Source organism: Nitrosospira briensis C-128 (genome assembly GCF_000619905.2).
In the GTDB taxonomy this organism is placed as follows: Bacteria; Pseudomonadota; Gammaproteobacteria; order Burkholderiales; family Nitrosomonadaceae; genus Nitrosospira; species Nitrosospira briensis.
Map to the genome: position 1 here is coordinate 846,172 of NZ_CP012371.1, position 16,499 is coordinate 862,670.

Annotated in this window: 16 protein-coding genes; 3 read left to right on the forward strand and 13 right to left on the reverse strand. The window is 53.8% G+C overall.

Annotated features, from left to right (window positions below; genetic code table 11):
* The 7 genes from nuoF to djlA all read right to left on the reverse strand — a co-directional run bounded on the left by nuoF (position 1) and on the right by djlA (position 7,035).
* Positions 1 to 1,272, reverse strand: a complete 1,272-nt coding sequence (gene nuoF, locus F822_RS03840; protein WP_025040713.1) for an NADH-quinone oxidoreductase subunit NuoF — start codon at positions 1,270 to 1,272, stop codon at positions 1 to 3.
* Positions 1,250 to 1,780 (reverse strand): NADH-quinone oxidoreductase subunit NuoE, encoded by a 531-nt coding sequence (nuoE, locus tag F822_RS03845; RefSeq protein WP_025040714.1) that lies wholly within the window; start codon positions 1,778 to 1,780, stop codon positions 1,250 to 1,252. Before nuoE ends, nuoF begins: the two co-directional genes overlap by 23 nt.
* A 7-nt stretch (positions 1,781 to 1,787) precedes the next feature.
* Entirely contained in the window at positions 1,788 to 3,566 is a 1,779-nt protein-coding gene (gene nuoC, locus F822_RS03850) for an NADH-quinone oxidoreductase subunit C/D (protein WP_025040715.1), read from the reverse strand.
* Positions 3,567 to 3,569: 3 nt separating this feature from the next.
* The gene (locus F822_RS03855) at positions 3,570 to 4,166 is read right to left on the reverse strand and encodes a NuoB/complex I 20 kDa subunit family protein (RefSeq protein WP_156304462.1); all 597 of its coding nucleotides are present in this window, start codon (positions 4,164 to 4,166) and stop codon (positions 3,570 to 3,572) included.
* A gap of 89 nt (positions 4,167 to 4,255) precedes the next feature.
* Positions 4,256 to 4,681 (reverse strand): NADH-quinone oxidoreductase subunit A, encoded by a 426-nt coding sequence (locus F822_RS03860; protein ID WP_025040717.1) that lies wholly within the window; start codon positions 4,679 to 4,681, stop codon positions 4,256 to 4,258.
* Between the two features lie 511 nt (positions 4,682 to 5,192).
* A complete protein-coding gene (locus tag F822_RS03870; protein WP_025040719.1) occupies positions 5,193 to 6,203 on the reverse strand; it encodes a 2-hydroxyacid dehydrogenase in 1,011 nt (336 codons plus the stop codon).
* A 55-nt stretch (positions 6,204 to 6,258) separates the two neighbouring features.
* Positions 6,259 to 7,035, reverse strand: a complete 777-nt coding sequence (gene djlA, locus F822_RS03875; protein WP_025040720.1) for a co-chaperone DjlA — start codon at positions 7,033 to 7,035, stop codon at positions 6,259 to 6,261.
* A 143-nt stretch (positions 7,036 to 7,178) separates the two neighbouring features.
* On the opposite strand from djlA, the gene F822_RS03880 reads away from it, so the two are divergent.
* Positions 7,179 to 7,913: a glutathione S-transferase family protein gene (locus tag F822_RS03880; RefSeq protein WP_025040721.1), complete on the forward strand. Its 735-nt coding sequence runs from the start codon at positions 7,179 to 7,181 to the stop codon at positions 7,911 to 7,913.
* Positions 7,914 to 8,075: 162 nt separating this feature from the next.
* Here F822_RS03880 and F822_RS03885 read toward each other — a convergent pair whose 3' ends face one another.
* The 3 genes from F822_RS03885 to F822_RS03895 are packed head-to-tail and all read right to left on the reverse strand — an operon-like array spanning position 8,076 to position 9,831.
* Complete coding sequence (locus tag F822_RS03885) at positions 8,076 to 8,714, reverse strand: DUF799 domain-containing protein (RefSeq protein WP_025040722.1); 639 nt, start codon at positions 8,712 to 8,714, stop codon at positions 8,076 to 8,078.
* Complete coding sequence (locus F822_RS03890; protein WP_025040723.1) at positions 8,711 to 9,145, reverse strand: DUF4810 domain-containing protein; 435 nt, start codon at positions 9,143 to 9,145, stop codon at positions 8,711 to 8,713. Before F822_RS03890 ends, F822_RS03885 begins: the two co-directional genes overlap by 4 nt.
* A gap of 5 nt (positions 9,146 to 9,150) precedes the next feature.
* Entirely contained in the window at positions 9,151 to 9,831 is a 681-nt protein-coding gene (locus F822_RS03895; protein WP_025040724.1) for a CsgG/HfaB family protein, read from the reverse strand.
* Between the two features lie 279 nt (positions 9,832 to 10,110).
* Between F822_RS03895 and ettA the strand changes: the two genes are divergently transcribed.
* Positions 10,111 to 11,775: an energy-dependent translational throttle protein EttA gene (gene ettA, locus F822_RS03900; protein ID WP_025040725.1), complete on the forward strand. Its 1,665-nt coding sequence runs from the start codon at positions 10,111 to 10,113 to the stop codon at positions 11,773 to 11,775.
* A gap of 162 nt (positions 11,776 to 11,937) precedes the next feature.
* On the opposite strand, the gene F822_RS15170 is transcribed toward ettA, so the two are convergent.
* Positions 11,938 to 12,267 carry a hypothetical protein gene (locus F822_RS15170; RefSeq protein ID WP_036575441.1) on the reverse strand — a complete coding sequence of 110 codons (330 nt, stop codon included), beginning with the start codon at positions 12,265 to 12,267 and terminating at the stop codon, positions 11,938 to 11,940.
* Positions 12,268 to 12,488: 221 nt separating this feature from the next.
* Complete coding sequence (locus F822_RS03910; RefSeq protein ID WP_025040727.1) at positions 12,489 to 13,712, reverse strand: FAD-dependent oxidoreductase; 1,224 nt, start codon at positions 13,710 to 13,712, stop codon at positions 12,489 to 12,491.
* 248 nt (positions 13,713 to 13,960) lie between these two features.
* Between F822_RS03910 and F822_RS03915 the strand changes: the two genes are divergently transcribed.
* Positions 13,961 to 14,917 carry a formylglycine-generating enzyme family protein gene (locus tag F822_RS03915; protein WP_197272879.1) on the forward strand — a complete coding sequence of 319 codons (957 nt, stop codon included), beginning with the start codon at positions 13,961 to 13,963 and terminating at the stop codon, positions 14,915 to 14,917.
* A gap of 77 nt (positions 14,918 to 14,994) precedes the next feature.
* Here F822_RS03915 and murA read toward each other — a convergent pair whose 3' ends face one another.
* Entirely contained in the window at positions 14,995 to 16,245 is a 1,251-nt protein-coding gene (murA, locus tag F822_RS03920; protein WP_025040729.1) for a UDP-N-acetylglucosamine 1-carboxyvinyltransferase, read from the reverse strand.
* Positions 16,246 to 16,499 lie beyond the last annotated feature (254 nt).

Consider the following 16,499-nt stretch of genomic DNA (forward strand, 5'->3'; position numbering starts at 1 on the left):
TCATTTCCAAGGACACCGCTTCTCGTGGATGTGCCGGTCGAAATCGTCTCCAAAATACTTGAGGCCGCTTTGCAGTGGTTCCGCGGCGCCGGGCGCCAGTGCGCAAAACGTATGCCCCGGGCCCAGCAGGCGCGCATGAGATTGGAGCCGTTCCAGATCCGAGACTTGCCCCTTGCCATCTTCCAGGCCTTTCAGTATCTGTTCCACCCACGACAGCCCAGACCAGCAAGGCGTGCACCAGCCGCACGATTCCTGCGCAAAGAAGTGTTCCAGATTGTGCAGCATGCCGACAGGGCAGGTCTTGTCGTCGAGGATAATCATGGTACCGGTGCCAAGGCGGCTACCCGCCGCCTGCATCGAGTCAAAATCCATCGCCACATCAAGGTGATCAGCCACCATGAAATCTGTCGATGCCCCACCCGGCAGCAGGCCACGAAGCTGGTAACCGTCCCGCATGCCGCCAGCGTGCTCTTCCAGAATTTCGCGGATGGTCGTGCCCATCGGCAATTCCCACAGTCCCGGCTTCTTCACTCTTCCGCTTACACCATACAGCTTGGTGCCGCCATCGCCGCTACGACTCAGGTTCTTGAACCAGGCCGCGCCGTGGTTCAAGATATGCGGCACGCAGCATAGCGTTTCAACATTGTTGACGACGGTAGGCTTGCCCCACAGGCCGCTTACCTGGGGATAGGGAGGCTTCGCTCTTGGATTGGCGCGCTTGCCCTCGAGTGCGTTCAGCAACGCGGTCTCTTCCCCGCACATGTAGCGCCCAGCGCTGACGTGGAGGTGAAGCTCCAGGCTATACCCCGAGCCGGCAATATTCCTGCCCAGGTAGCCCTGGCGGTAGGCCTCGGCGATTGCCTGCTCCAGCCGCTGCGCCGCAAGCTTGTAAGCCCAGCGCAGGAAAATGTAGCTGACATCGGCCTGAACCGCATACGCACTTACGATCATGCCTTCCAATAGCTGGTGCGGGTCGCCTTCGAGCAACAGGCGGTCCTTGAATGTGCCGGGTTCCATCTCGTCCGCATTGCAGATGAGATATTTTGGATGGGGCGCGTCGTCTCCCATTGGCACGAAACTCCATTTCTGCGCAGTAGGAAAACCTGCACCGCCGCGTCCACGCAGGTTTGCCTCTTTTACTGCGGCCATCACTTCGCCCGGCGCCATGCGCAGTGCCTTGCGCAGCGCCGCATAACCGCCCGCTTTTTCATACTGCGCGAAATCGGGCGGCATTTTTCCCAGCGTGATGTTACGGGTCAGCGGTGTTTCCATCAGGCGGCTCTCTTTTTTCCTTTTTTTCTTCCCGTATTTCGTTCATCTGATATTTCGCCAGGATTTCATCGATCCCGGCAGGGTCCAGGTCTTGATAATGCGCGCTGTCTATCATCATCGCCGGCGCATGGTCGCAGGCACCAAGGCATACATTCGGCAACAGGGTGAAACAGCCATCGGCGGTGGTCTCGCCCAGCCCGATACCCAACCGTGCATGCAAATGCTCACGCAGCCCGTCGTAACCCATGATCCAGCAACTCACGCTGTCGCACAGTAAAATCACATGCCTGCCCACCGGTTTCCGAAAAATCATGTTGTAGAAGGTCGCGACACCCTCCAATTCCGCCGCAGCCATTTGCAGGGCTTCAGCCACGTCCGCAATGCCCTCGTCCGACACCCAGCCCCGGTGCGCCTGCACGATCTTGAGTGCTTCGATACACAGCGCTCGATTGTTCGGGTAGTGGTGCGACTGTGCCTCTATTTCGTGTCTTTCCTGCTCGCTCAGCATATTCGCCTCAGCGGTCCACGTCGGCCATGACAAAATCAATGCTGCCCAGAATGGCGATCAAATCGGAAATCATCAACCCGCGGCTGATCAGGGGAATCATTTGCAGGTGCGGAAAAGAAGGTGTGCGGATGCGTACCCGGTAGGCCATGGTGCTACCGTCGCTGATCAGGTAATAGCCGTTGTTCCCTTTGGTCGCCTCGATGCCGACGAATGCTTCGCCCGGCGGGATGACCGGTCCCCAACTCACGCCCAGAAAGTGATTGATGAGGGTCTCGATGTCATGCAGGGTGTGCTTCTTGAGCGGCGGTGTAGTCAACGGATGATTCGCCTTATAAGATCCCGCCGGCATATGGTTGAGGCACTGCTCGATGATGCGCAGGCTCTGGCGAATCTCCTCGGCGCGAACGGCGCAGCGGTCGTAACAATCGCCGTGCTGGCCGGTGGGTATATCGAAATCGAACTGGTCGTAGCCCGAGTAAGGCCGCTCCTTGCGAAAATCCCATGCAAAACCGCAGGCACGCAGACCCGGCCCCGTCACGCCCCACTCAATCGCCTCATCCACCGTATACGTACCGATACCGCGGCTGCGTGCCTTGAGGATGCGATTGCCCAGCGCGATCTTGTCATACTCGTCGAGCCGGGGCGGAAGATAATCGAGGAAGTCGCGCACCAGCCGATCCCACCCATCAGGCAGATCCTGCGCCACGCCGCCAATGCGATACCAACTCGGGTGCATGCGGCCTCCGCAAATCGCCTCGACGACATCGAATACCCGCTCCCGGTCGCTGAACATGAAAAATACGGGCGATAACGCGCCCAGATCCTGTGCATACGTACCGTAGAACACCAGATGGCTCGCGATGCGGAAAAACTCGGCCATCATCACGCGAATCACCTTTACCCGCTCGGGCACTTCGATGCCAGCCAGTTTTTCCACCGCCAGCACATAGGGAAGGTTGTTCATCACCCCTCCCAGATAGTCGACGCGGTCGGTATAAGGGATGTAGGTATGCCAGGACTGGCGCTCACCCATTTTTTCCGCACCGCGGTGATGAAAACCTATATCGGGCACGGCGTCGACGATTTCCTCCCCATCGAGTTGCAATACGATGCGAAAGACACCGTGGACGCTAGGGTGGTTGGGTCCCAGGTTGAGAAACATGAAATCGGTGCTTTCATGTGCACGCCGCATTCCCCACTCTTCCGGATGGAAGCGTAGCATCTCCTGCTCAGCATCCCCCTTATCCTGCGGCAACCGGAAAGGTTCCATTTCCGTGGCGCGAGCGGGATGGTCCTTATGTAGCGCGTGGCCTTTCCACCAAGGAGGCAGCAGGATACGGCGCAGGTGTGGATGCCCCGTGAAAACGATGCCGAACATGTCCCATATCTCTCGCTCATACCAGTTCGCTGCAGGCCAGATGCCGGTGATGGTGGGCACCCGCAGATCGTCGACAGAAAGCGCGAGCTTGAGGCGGATATCGGCATTGCGCTCGAATGACAGCAGGTGATAAACCACCGTGAAATGACTGGCCGGCTGATCGTCGCGGTGAACGCGGGTGCGCTCATCGATGGCGGTAAGGTCATATAGCATGCGATAAGGACGCTGCGCCTCCAGTTTCAGGTAGCGCAAAACATCGCACACGCTGTTCCGCGCGACCCACTGTGTCGGCATGCCATCGCAGGTTTCCTGCGTGGCCCCGATTGCCGCGCCAAAGCGGTCCTTCAATTCCGCAAGAATGCCGTGAACGTTCTGTTCCACGACAACGCTGGATGAAGGCGCGCTCAAGGTTCAAACCTCGTCGGGACCACGCAACACTGTCTCGCGCATTCTCCGCGTTCTGTTGATATCCCGCTGTGATAGCCGGTCAGAGCGCTCGACCCCTTGCGGGCCGATGACCCAGCTCAACGGACGCCTTTCCTTGCCAATCGCGTCCTGGAGCAGATTCAGGCCCTGCATGAATGCATCCGGACGCGGCGGACACCCTGGAACATAAATATCCACCGGGATGAATGAATCCACCCCCTGTACCACGCTGTAAATATCGTACATACCCCCGGAATTGGCGCAGGAGCCCATCGAGATAACCCAGCGCGGTTCCAGCATTTGCTCGTAAAGCCGCTGGATCACCGGCGCCATCTTCATGAATACGGTGCCCGAGATGACGATCAAGTCGGCCTGGCGGGGTGAGGCGCGGATCACTTCGGAACCGAATCGGGCAATGTCGTACTTGCTGGTGAAGCTCGTGGCCATTTCCACGTAACAACACGAGAGACCGAAGTTGTAAGGCCAGACGGAATTTTTGCGGCCCCACGCAACGAGGTCTTGCAGCCGCGCCAGCAATACATTGCGTTGCCCGTCTTCTTCAATACCATGGTTGCTGCGCATGACCGGCTGGTGGCGTGGCGGCTCAATTGACCCAGCGGGCTCGCGGGACTCGATTGGCACGGTTGAGTCAGCCGCGTTGGTTACCTTGCTCAGCGACCATTGCATCGTTTGCCCCCCCTTTGTCCATGGGAACGATGGCCGCTGGAACCCCAGTCCAGCGCGCCCAGCATCCATAAATAAGCCAGTGCCGCGCCCAGAACACCGATGAAGATAACCACCTCGATATACCCAGCCCAGCCCAGTTCGCGAAAAGCAACCGCCCAGGCAAAGAGGAACACGGCTTCCACGTCGAAGATCACAAAGAACATTGCGATCAGATAAAATTTGGCGGACAGGCGCAATCGCGCAAAACCGACGGTGACAATACCGCCCTCGAACAGCTCATCCGCCGCCCCAGCCCGGTGGCGTTCACCAATGACATGCGAAAGCAACAGGACTACGCCCATCAGCGCGATGACGAGAAGGAAGTAGGCTACCAGAGGCCAAACCTCAGTCAATTGTGCTGGCGTATTCAAGGATCAGGCTCCTTGGACTTCCGTCCTAGTGGATCCCGGCGAGGCTCCGGAATCAGAATCTCAGTCTGATTCATCTCGCAGATGTGTTCTGTACGATAGCCAACAAACAAAGCTGGACGCATGGCTTGTTTCATATCAGCCGTCGAGAGTAAAGATCCAGGAACTGGATAAGCTTCCGCTGCAGGATTTGTTCAGGAGATCGAAAGAGAATGTTCCTGGAATATGCGATCCGAATCAGCCGAAGTATCTGGATGAAGAATTTGTTCTACCACTGGCGAATCAGAGCTGTATGGCGATGGGGATATGACGAATTCGGGATAAGACACAGTAAAGTATGGGCATGCACCGGATTTGCGATGCTTCCGGTAACTTCACTCAATTCAAGCTGGATCACGTGAATTGCGACCACATATACCGGTACTCTTCTCGTCCGGGCGCCGTTTATTCTGCGGCAATGGCGGCGATGAGGACGGCGATGAGAACCTCCGCCGTCGGCGCTTCCAGAGGTTCTTCAGCTCATTCTTAATAGCGCCGGCGTCACCTCGTTCCGACATACGCCATCGCGCTCGAAGGTGCTGATATTTTGCAGGGTGGTTTGCGCGATACTGGATAGGGCATCAACGGTAAAGAATCCCTGATGCCCGGTAATCAGTACATTTGGAAAAGTCAGCAGACGCAGAAATACATCATCCTGTATCACCTGATCAGACAAATCCTGAAAAAACAGGTCTCCTTCCTGCTCATACACATCCAGGCCCAGGTAACCGATTTTCGATGATTTAAGCCCTTCAATCACCGCCTGCGTATCGATCACCGCGCCGCGACTGGTGTTGATCAGCATGATGCCCCGCTTCATATGCATGATTGCCGCTCTACCGATTAAATGGTGAGTTTTCTTGTTCAGCGGGCAATGCACCGTAATGATGTCGCTGTCTGCGTAGAGCTTTTCCAGCGGAACATATTCTGCACCCAGGCTGATGCATTCGGGGCTGTGCTGCGGATCATATGCAATCAGGCGGCAACCAAATCCGCGCAGTATTTGAGCAACTGCCGTACCGATGCGTCCCGTACCGATTATGCCGACTGTCTTGCCGCGCAATTCGAAACCAAGCAACCCCTGCAATTCAAAATTACCGGTGCGCACACGATTATAGGCTTGGCAAAGGCGCCGGTTGAGTGCCAGCATCAGTCCTACACTATGCTCTGCCACCGAATGCGGTGAATAAGCCGGGACACGCACGACATGAAGCCCCAGGTCAACCGCCGCCTGTATGTCGACATTGTTGAAGCCGGCACAACGCAGGGCGATCAGGCGCGTGCCCTGGGAGGACAGAATCCTTAGCACATCGGCATTGAGCGTATCGTTCACGAATACGCATACGGCCGGAAAACCCTCCACCATCTGCTGCGTCTCTTCGCATAACGGCAAATCAAAAAAAGCCAGTTCATGGCCGATGTTAAGATTGGCCGCCTCTAAAAATTGACGGTCATAGGGCTTTGCACTACATACGGCAACTTTCATTTCAACCTCTCGACCAAAATTACCTGAACCGGACTAAAAACCCGATCTGTTTAATTTACATATTGCGGCTCTTTTTAATCAGGTCATAAGCGGTCTGTACTTCCTGAGTTTGTGCGGTAGCCACAGCAATCATATCTTCCGGGACCCCCTGCCCCATTAATTTGTCGGGGTGATACTGGCTTATCAGCTTCCGATAGGCACGTTTGATTTCCTGGTCGCTGCTCTCCTTCTTTACACCTAATGCTTTATAAGCCTCATCCAGCGCGTTCGCGGAAGATACCCGGCCACCTGCAAAGTGTGACTGGTTTAAAACCATCTCCAGCAGTTTTGAAAACGCAAGCTGATCATAGCCCAGGCGGAGCGCAATACCTTTTAATAAGCTCTCCTCAGCCGTATCCATCCGCCCGTCGGACAGCGCCATGACAATGAGGTAAACCAGCAGCATCTGCTTCAGGCTATGGGTGTGTCCGCAAACAGCGATAAATTCGTTCAGCTTCGGCTCGAAATCGAAATCCGGCTCTGCTCCCTGCCTGAACAGGGCAATCGCACGCTCACGGTGTTCGGACGACATGTGCAGCTTTTGCATGAAATCTTCAACATGAGTGATTTCATCCTGGGAAATATGGCCGTCCGCCTTGGCAAGCTTTCCCATCAGCAAAAAAACAGCTTCGATAAAAACCGACTGCCGATGAGCATTCGTAAATGGATTGACCGCACCCGAGCCGTAAGCTACGTAACGGTCGACGATACCCCCGACGATATAGCCGATCAATGCGCCGAAAATGCCGAAGAAGTGATAACCTAATAAAACCCCGATTATTTTGAATAACATGATTCCCGCTGATTATTTTGAAAAAATTGGTTTTGAATCAGTTTACCGAAGCCTTGCGCAGTTCGCAGAAATATATCCGCCATGAAACGGCAGAATTATCCCGATAATTGACATCGATGCACGAAGCAAACAAGGAGGAAACCATGATTGAATTGCATTCGAGCCCAACGCCTAATGGCCAGAAGGTGATGATCATGCTTGAGGAGATGGGAGTCGAATGGAAGCATATCGACGTGAATATCGGCGTTGGTGAACAGTTCGAGCCCGAACACCTGAAGCTCAGCCCCAATAACAAGATTCCTGCCATTGTGGATACGGACGGACCAGGCGGTGGACCCTACACAATGATGGAATCGGGCGCTATCCTTGTTTATCTCGCCGAGAAATCCGAAAGATTCATGCCAAAGGATGCGCGCGGGCGCTATGACACATTGCAGTGGCTGTTTTTCCAGGTAGCGCATATCGGGCCCATGTTCGGCCAAGCTAATCACTTCAATGGCCAGGCGAAGGATAATCAGTACGCCCGGGATCGCTACAACAATGAATCGCTACGTCTGTACCGGGTACTGGAAAACCGCTTGAGCAAATACCAGTGGCTTGCTTCCAGCGAATATACTATCGCCGATATCGCCACTTATCCGTGGTGTAAAGGGCATAAGGATCGCGGCATCGACAGTGTTGCTTTTCCCAATTTCATCCGCTGGTTCGAGGCCATGGAAGCACGCCCGGCCGTACGGCGCAACAATGAAATGGCAACCGAAATTCGCGAACGCATGGAAAAGGCGGCCGAAAATCGTCCACACATCAATATTTACGATACCAGGGATAATGCCGAGCGCCTCACCCGAGCTACATCGCCGAGGAACAATGGAGGGTAGAAAATACTTGCGTTTGTGTGATTGCATCGGCGAAAAATTTTCTGAATATCCGGTTCGCTGAACTGGCATCGCTCAATCGTCCGATCCAGACATCAGGCTTTGCCTGGACCTTGAAACTGCAAGCAGATCAATCGTGATGCTAACTGCTAACTGCACTGCGCGTTAAAACTTGTCCTGATCCCTGCCATAATCGGCGTTATAAGGCCCGGCGGGCAAACCTCGAGGGGGTATGAATGCCTGGTTATTTGCCTGTCTCGCCAGCGGAAGATAATCAGCAAGCATAGCTGTTATCGCGGCACTTACCACCATGCTTATCGGGTCGCCTCCCCCAGAACTTTGGGCAACCTGCTGTTTTGAATGCCATAGAACGGTACCCGTTTTTGTATCCTTCAACTCGTAATCCATCTCCACAACAACCGTCGAGGCGAGAACAATATATTTGCTGCTCCAATCCTTGATAGTAATAAACAGTGCCGCGTCGGCCCCGAACAATTCAAACAAACGTTGCGTATCCAGTTGATGGATATGCCCGGCTTCCGCCAATCCGAAATCGCGTAATACCAGATCAGTCAGATATACTGGAAAAACGTAATAGCCTCGTTCTGCCAACGGCTTGGTGATGGTCGAGACGAAAACGGATGGGGCACTGATTTCGGTCGTCTCGTTAAGTACCGGTACAATTACTATAGAACGTGGTTTATGTGCGTGAAAGGCCGCTAGATCAATTTTCTCTGGCTGAATGGCACAGCCCGAAAGCAACCCCAAAGCGACACACGCAGCAACGATCAGAATTGACTTCATGGTTGAGTTCCTTGAGTCATAGCTGCCTGTGGCTGTTGTTTTTCAGCAGAATCAGATTCCTTTTGCTTGACGCGCTCAATTAGTTTGGTCATAAAGGCGCTGGATTCCGGAAAAAAGCGTTTTTCTTTTTCAAAATAGGCAATCGCCCCTTCACGATCACCTCGTTTGAACAATAAAAAGCCGTAGTCCGCATACGCGCCAGGGGGAATTCTTAAATTTTCCTGCTCGGCCTTAGTAATTGTTTCGAGCAAATAAGCATCGGCTTGTGGATGGTTCTGGCTGACATACCGGTCATGCAGCCCATCCTCAAACTGGCCCCAATGGTAAATGGATGGTGCGCTACAACCTACCAGACCAATTGCGACGACCAGCATCATGCACCTGGAATAGTTCTGTTTAGGTTCACTCAGGGAATAGTGATTGTTTTTCATATTTTTTACTGCCCCATCGCGCGCCGTGCATCCAGGGTTTGTGCCACGCTGTTAATCATATTCACGATTGCGGCATCGATCGCTTTTCCTTCCAGGGTTGAATCAAAACCGGTCGCACCACCGAAGCCGAAGGTGCTGCTGGATGACAAGTCCGCTTCTCCCGAGCCTTCCTGTGTATAGAACAGTTGGCCCGTCTTGGGATCGACCAGCCTCAATACAACACGTGCCCGCGCTCGTTGCGTTTTTTGCTTGCCCACTAACCATGTATTGCCGGTGGTGTCTCGCCCTAACTCGGCAACCGAACCAAGAATCAAAGCGTCGACCCCTTTCAGATTTTGCTTGAACTGCTCTTTGCTGATGCCCATCAGGTCGGCTTCCGCCGCCAGCTTGCCAATATCCTGCCGCTCGACTACGTTGAAGCGTTGCGTTGCCATCAGATGCCGGGCCAACAGATCAGATGCCTGTTTTCCGATACGGTCACCGGAAGCATCAGTAAAAAGACCACTACCGTAAATTGATTCATTGGTGAAACGCGCGATACCGACTGTCATGCGTTCGGCGGCAGGCAAAGGCCGTGCGGCCACCCTGGGCCCAGGGTCTTTAACGCCTTCTTGCACTGTGCGGGTAGGGCTTGCACAGGCACCCAACATCAATACTGCGCATACAATCGATAATCTTGTATTCATGTGGCCTCGCCTGAATTTATGTAAACGGGATCAGTAGTAACGAACAATCAGAATCTGTTTAAGGGTCGAGATATTAACTCATACTCAGCAGTTTTAGAATTGGAGGTTTCAGGAATTTTTTTTCTTCTTATCGCCTGTCGGCGTTTGCGGCATTATCAAGGCAATATTTCAGACCTTACCCGGAAGGGAGAACGGTCTGCATCACTGGGTTTATGTCATTCTTTTGTCTGTCGGTTCTCCATGCGTTAAACTCAAGCATTTTGCTGATCTGATATTTTTATGGCTCAATACGTACTCACCATGAATCGAGTGGGCAAAGTTGTCCCGCCCCGGCGCACGATTCTCAAGGATATTTCCATCAGTTTCTTTCCCGGCGCAAAGATAGGGTTGCTTGGCCTGAACGGTTCCGGTAAATCAACCGTATTGAAAATCATGGCAGGCCTGGACAAGGACATCGAAGGCGAGGTGACGGCGATGCCCAACCTCAATATCGGCTATCTTCCGCAGGAACCTCAACTCAACCCCGTGCAGACTGTGCGCGACGCAGTGCAAGAGGGGCTGGGCGAAGTGTTCGGTGCGCAGCAGAAGCTGGAAGAGGTCTATGCGGCTTATGCCGAGCCGGACGCGGACTTCGATGCATTGGCATCCGAACAAGTCCGGCTGGAGGCTATCCTGGCCGTCAGCGGCGGAGATGGAAGTCAACAGATGGAAATCGCCGCCGATGCGCTACGCCTGCCGGAATGGGATGCCATGATCGAAAATCTTTCGGGTGGCGAGAAGCGCAGGGTAGCCTTGTGCAAACTTTTGCTATCCAAGCCCGACATGTTGCTATTGGACGAGCCCACCAACCATCTGGATGCGGAATCAGTGGAATGGCTGGAGCAATTTCTTACCCGGTTCCCCGGCACTGTCGTGGCAGTCACGCATGACCGCTACTTCCTCGACAACGCTGCGGAGTGGATACTGGAACTGGACCGTGGCCATGGCATCCCCTGGAAGGGCAACTACAGCTCGTGGCTGGAACAGAAAGAAAACCGCCTGAAACAGGAGGAATCGACCGAGTCCGCTCGCCAGAAAGCGCTGAAAAAAGAACTTGAGTGGGTCAGGCAAAATCCCAAAGGACGGCAGTCCAAATCCAAGGCTCGTATTGCCCGCTTCGATGAACTCAACTCGCAGGAATACCAGAAGCGCAATGAAACGCAGGAGATATTCATTCCCGTCGCGGACAGGCTCGGTAATGAAGTCATCGAGTTGAAGGGTGTATCCAAAGCGTATGGAGACAGGCTACTGATCGACAACCTGAGCTTTAAAGTGCCACCGGGGGCCATTGTCGGGATCATCGGACCCAACGGGGCGGGGAAATCCACCCTGTTTCGCATGATCACAGGAAAGGAGCGGCCGGATTCCGGAGAATTGACGATTGGCACAACCGTCAAGATCGCGCATGTGGATCAATCGCGTGACGCTCTCGAAAGCGGAAAAACCGTGTTCGATACCATTTCAGATGGCCATGATATCCTCACTGTCGGCAGGTATGAAACGCCTGCTCGCGCCTATCTGGGGCGTTTCAACTTCAAGGGCGCGGACCAGCAGAAGAACGTCGGCAATCTTTCAGGCGGCGAGCGTGGCAGGCTTCATTTGGCAAAAACGCTCATCTCAGGTGGCAACGTCCTGTTACTGGATGAACCTTCCAATGATCTGGACGTAGAAACGTTGCGGGCATTGGAAGATGCATTGCTGGAGTTTGCCGGATGTGTGCTGGTCATCTCGCATGACCGCTGGTTTCTCGACCGTATTGCAACTCACATCCTGTCGTTCGAGGGCAATTCGCAGGTCGCGTTCTTCAGTGGCAATTATCAGGAATACGAAGCCGACAAACGGAAACGTCTTGGTGAAGAAGGCGCAAAACCTAAACGGATCAGGTATAAACCGATTAACCGGTAATATCGGCAGACGACGTTGACCTCAGATCGGCTTCTGCATCGCACCTGTGTCCTCTGCTCGAGCAATCAACACCCCACGGACTCTAAATGGAGGAGAGGAGTTCCCCGGTAAGCGTGACTCTGCCAGCAAGCCTGACCCCGGTGTCAGCCCTCACCACCATCGTTAATAGCGGCCAGGAAGCTTGGGGCCTGTGCCGCTGTCTCCTTCATCGTCGTCATATCTTTCCGTTCCGTCGGTGCTGTATCTTGAGTTGTCATACTTGGGGGTGGTCTTGGTCGCAGCCCGATCTTTTTTACTCCATTTCTCTTTTATGCTTTCATCCTGGTTCGGGGAACCCGTGTCCCTCACGGCCCCGGAATCACCGGGCGCTATCGAATCCGGCATGTCGTAATCACCCTCAGCCGCATGAACTATCCCGGTACCGGCCACGCCGAAAACCAGCGCGCTTGCCAGTGCCAGTAACTTAGCTCTCAATTTTGTAGAAAATTTCATGGCTGCATCCTTTATCAACTCAGCAATATTGCTGCGATTTAAATTTATGTGAATTTTCCAGAGGGTTCGGTGCGTTAGCGCACCAACTATCAGTCGGCCATAAAAAAAACCGACATGTGATAGTTTAATCGACCGGCAGGGATGGTGCCTTCCAGTTTCCGGGGAAAACAAAACCAATGTGCCAACTGACATGCCGTGAGCAGATTAGCGGTCGATTCAGCTCAGCGAAGCCATACGTCAGGCGTCTTGATATGCTCGGGACGAAACCCGATACCAATCAATCGAGCGGGAATCCATTGCAGCAAGGGAAAGCGCGCGAGTAGACGGAAAAAAATTGGAGGCGAAAGAGAATCATCGCCACGTAATATACGGCCAATGACCTGTTTCTGGAGAAAGAGCTGCAATCGCTGCGTCATGCGCGTTGGCCAAGCGCGGCGCTGTTGAATCCGCCGCAGCGCCGCAATAGTGGGTCTATCCTCCCGTAACGGTGCGGCCAGTGCATTCGATGCGGCAATTGCATCCTGAATTGCCAGGTTGATTCCGACACCACCGATTGGGGACATAGCATGTGCCGCGTCACCAAGGCAGAGAAGGCCCGGGCAATACCATTGACGCAGCCGATCGACCTGAACAGCGAGTAGCTTGATAGCTTCCCAGTCTTGCAGTTCACCGACACGATCAGCTACAAACGGGGCCAGCTCCGCAATCGTATCGCGTAATGACGGCAACCCTCGTTCCCGAACCTGCGCATGCGAACCTTTCGGAATCACGAAACCGCATTGCCAGTAGGCATCCCGGTTCAGCATGACAAAAACCCTGCCCGCATCGAAACGTCCGACAGGGTCTTCCGGATCCCCAGCGCACCGAGACAGCCGAAACCATAATACATCCATAGGTGCGCCATATTCGATGCCCCTCAGTCCGGCACGCGCACGCACAGTGGAATGCCGGCCATCGGCTCCGACCACAAGACTCGCATGCACGTCCAGCGGACCCTCCGGTGTCATCGCCTGCAACCCGACGATACGCCCCTCCTGTTCGATGAGCCCAGTCACTTCAGTATTCATTCGCAAGCTGAACGTCGGATATCGAGCTGCCCGTTCGGCAAGAAAACTCAGGAAATCCCACTGCGGCATAAAAACGATAAAGGGACATCGGGTTTGCAAATTACCGAAGTCAGCCACTGTCAAGGCAAGTGTGCCAAATTGCCCATTGATCCGATGTGCTTTTTGATGCGGCAGATCCAGTAGCGCTTCGAGAAATCCAAGCTCATGCATGGCTTCCAATGTGGATGGATGGATAGTATCCCCTCGAAAATCCCGCAGAAAATCCGCATGCTTTTCCAGAACCAGCACCTCAACACCCGCGCGAGCCAATAGCAACCCCATCATTATGCCGGCCGGACCCCCACCCGCGATGCAACAGCGAACTGCTACCGTATCCATTTTTATCCAGGGCAATTAAAGGAATAGAAAAGACTACGCTTGAATTCGGGATTTAACAAATGATCGCTTTAATGGGAATTGGCCCCCCTCTGCAAGTCTATTTTTCCCCCATATCTGGCTGGCATCGGCTACCATATAGGCTGGAAGCACTCATGATAGTGGTTATGTGCCATGCACCCGGGCAGATATGCTCCCGGTACCCACACATGAATCGAAAAAATCCCCCCATCCGCGTTCAAATGGAATTCATGAAATCAGTTTTGTCTACTGTCCTGCTCGCCTTGGTCTTTGCAGCATCTACCGAAGCGGGTGCATTCGCATCCAGTGCCCAGCCCGATTATAAAGATAATGCCGTGAGGGGAATGACCACCGGCGAATTCAACGATAAACGCATGCAAATTGCGGAAATACAGGAAAGAACCCATGGCGATAATGGCGAGGCATTTGAAGGTGAACGCCCGATAGACGGCAATATGACTCAAAAAGTAGTATTAGCGGCAACAACGAGCGGCATACGATTAACCTCCCAGCATGAGGTAGGCAAACAGCAGCAAACGGTACAAACGATAGCCTTATCCAATTCAGCCGGACGTCAGAACGAAGACGGCGGAGCTTGTTCCGAGTGCCCTGAAATGATACCCATTCCGGGCAATAAATTTGCGATCGGGAAATATACCGTAACTTTCAAGGAATGGGACGCTTGCGTGGCGGCAGGGGGCTGCGGGGGATATCAAGCCCCGGATAATGGCTGGGGACGCGGCAGCAGGCCCGTGATCAATGTAAGCTGGGACGATGCACAAGCTTATATACAGTGGATATCGGGAAAAACCGGGAAAACCTACCGTCTGCCGACTAAAGACGAATGGGAAATCGCCGCCCAGGCAGGCTCAACCAGCGACTATTACTGGGGCAACGATGTCGGACGTAATAATGCCAACTGCGATGGCTGCGGAAGCGAGTGGGACAACAGAAGAACCGCGCCGGTGGGCAGTTTCAAGCCCAATGCTTTCGGGATATACGACATGATGGGAAATGTCTGGCAATGGACGGATACCTGCTGGCAAGGCAATTGCGCAAAGCGTATGTTTTTTGGCGGCTCGTGGAATCACCGGCCCCAGGACATGCGGGCTATCACCCGCAACTGGTTCGATACGAACAAACGCATGCGCTATCTGGGTTTTCGTCTTGCCATGACATTGCCCTGAAGTGCGCAGCAGCTTGCAAAAGCGTCTGGCCGGTTCATATTTCGCCGCTTTTTCGGGCAATAGAATCACTGGACTTGCTAGTTTGCTCGTCTGATTTTCGCCCCCAACCGGGATAGCTTGTCCTCGATGTGCTCATAGCCGCGATCGAGGTGATAGATACGATCAATGATGGTTTCACCCCTGGCGATCAGTCCCGCCAGCACCAGGCTGGCGGAGGCGCGAAGGTCAGTGGCCATGACATTGGCACCATCGAGACCGGCCACGCCACATACTACCGCAGTGTTGCCCTCGACCTTGATATCGGCATTCATGCGTTTTAATTCCTGCACGTGCATGAAGCGATTTTCGAATATGGTTTCGGTAATGATTGCAGTACCCGTGGCGACGCTGTTCAGCACCATGAATTGTGCCTGCATATCGGTAGGAAACGCCGGATAAGGCGCGGTTCGCAGATTTACCGATTTTAATGGATTATTCATTTTCAGATATATCCAGTCTTCTCCGGATTCAATCGCTGCACCTGCCTCCATCAGCTTGTCGAGCACCGCATCGAGCGTGCCGGAGCGGGTTTGCCTGAGGTGTATCTCGCCGCCGCTGGCAGCAGCGGCGACCAGGAACGTACCGGTCTCAATACGATCGGGCATGACGCGATACGTTGCGCCACGCAAGGCCTCCACGCCCTCGATCGTGATGATATCGGTGCCGACGCCATGAATTTTCGCACCCATTGCGATAAGACAGTTGGCCAGATCCATTACTTCCGGCTCTCGCGCTGCGTTTTCGAGTATGGTCGTCCCATCGGCCAGCGTTGCCGCCATCATCAGGTTTTCGGTGCCGGTGACGGTGACGATATCCATGACGATGTGCGCACCGTTGAGGCGCTTGGCCTTTGCATGAATGTAGCCATGCTCGATATCGATCTCCGCACCCATCGCCTGCAACCCTTTGATATGCTGGTCAACAGGCCGCAGGCCGATAGCACAACCGCCCGGCAGCGACACGCTTGCCGCACCTGCGCGCGCCAACATCGGACCCAGCACCAGAATTGCGGCCCGCATGGTTTTCACCATCTCATAAGGCGCAACCAGGTGAGAAAGTCGCGCGGCAGTCAGTTCTGTCCTGTCGTCGTTCGCTGCGACGCCGATGCCCATCTGCTCAAGAAGACTCAGCATGGTCGTTACGTCGTTCAGATGCGGAACGTTCTCTATCGTGAGGGTTTCACCCGTAAGCAAAGAAGCGCATAGAATTGGCAAGGCAGCATTTTTTGCACCCGAAATGCGGACTTCTCCGAAAAGAGGCTCGCCGCCCTGTATGATCAGTTTTTGCATAGACTGTTACTTATAAGTTGTGAGCAATACATGCGCTGCTTATTATCGGATTAGCGATAATAAGTTTCTCAAGCCCGATATCGCGGCAATATGGACGCGTGTGAAATTCCCGTTCCGTCGAATGGTTGATCATATGCCATATGAATTTTATGTCCATACCTTGAGGCTGATGATAAGCCTATAAGTGTATTCTATTTTTTTTGTGGCAATGATGAGTATCGAGCGTGGGATTTTACGGTTGAAATGTGCGAAAA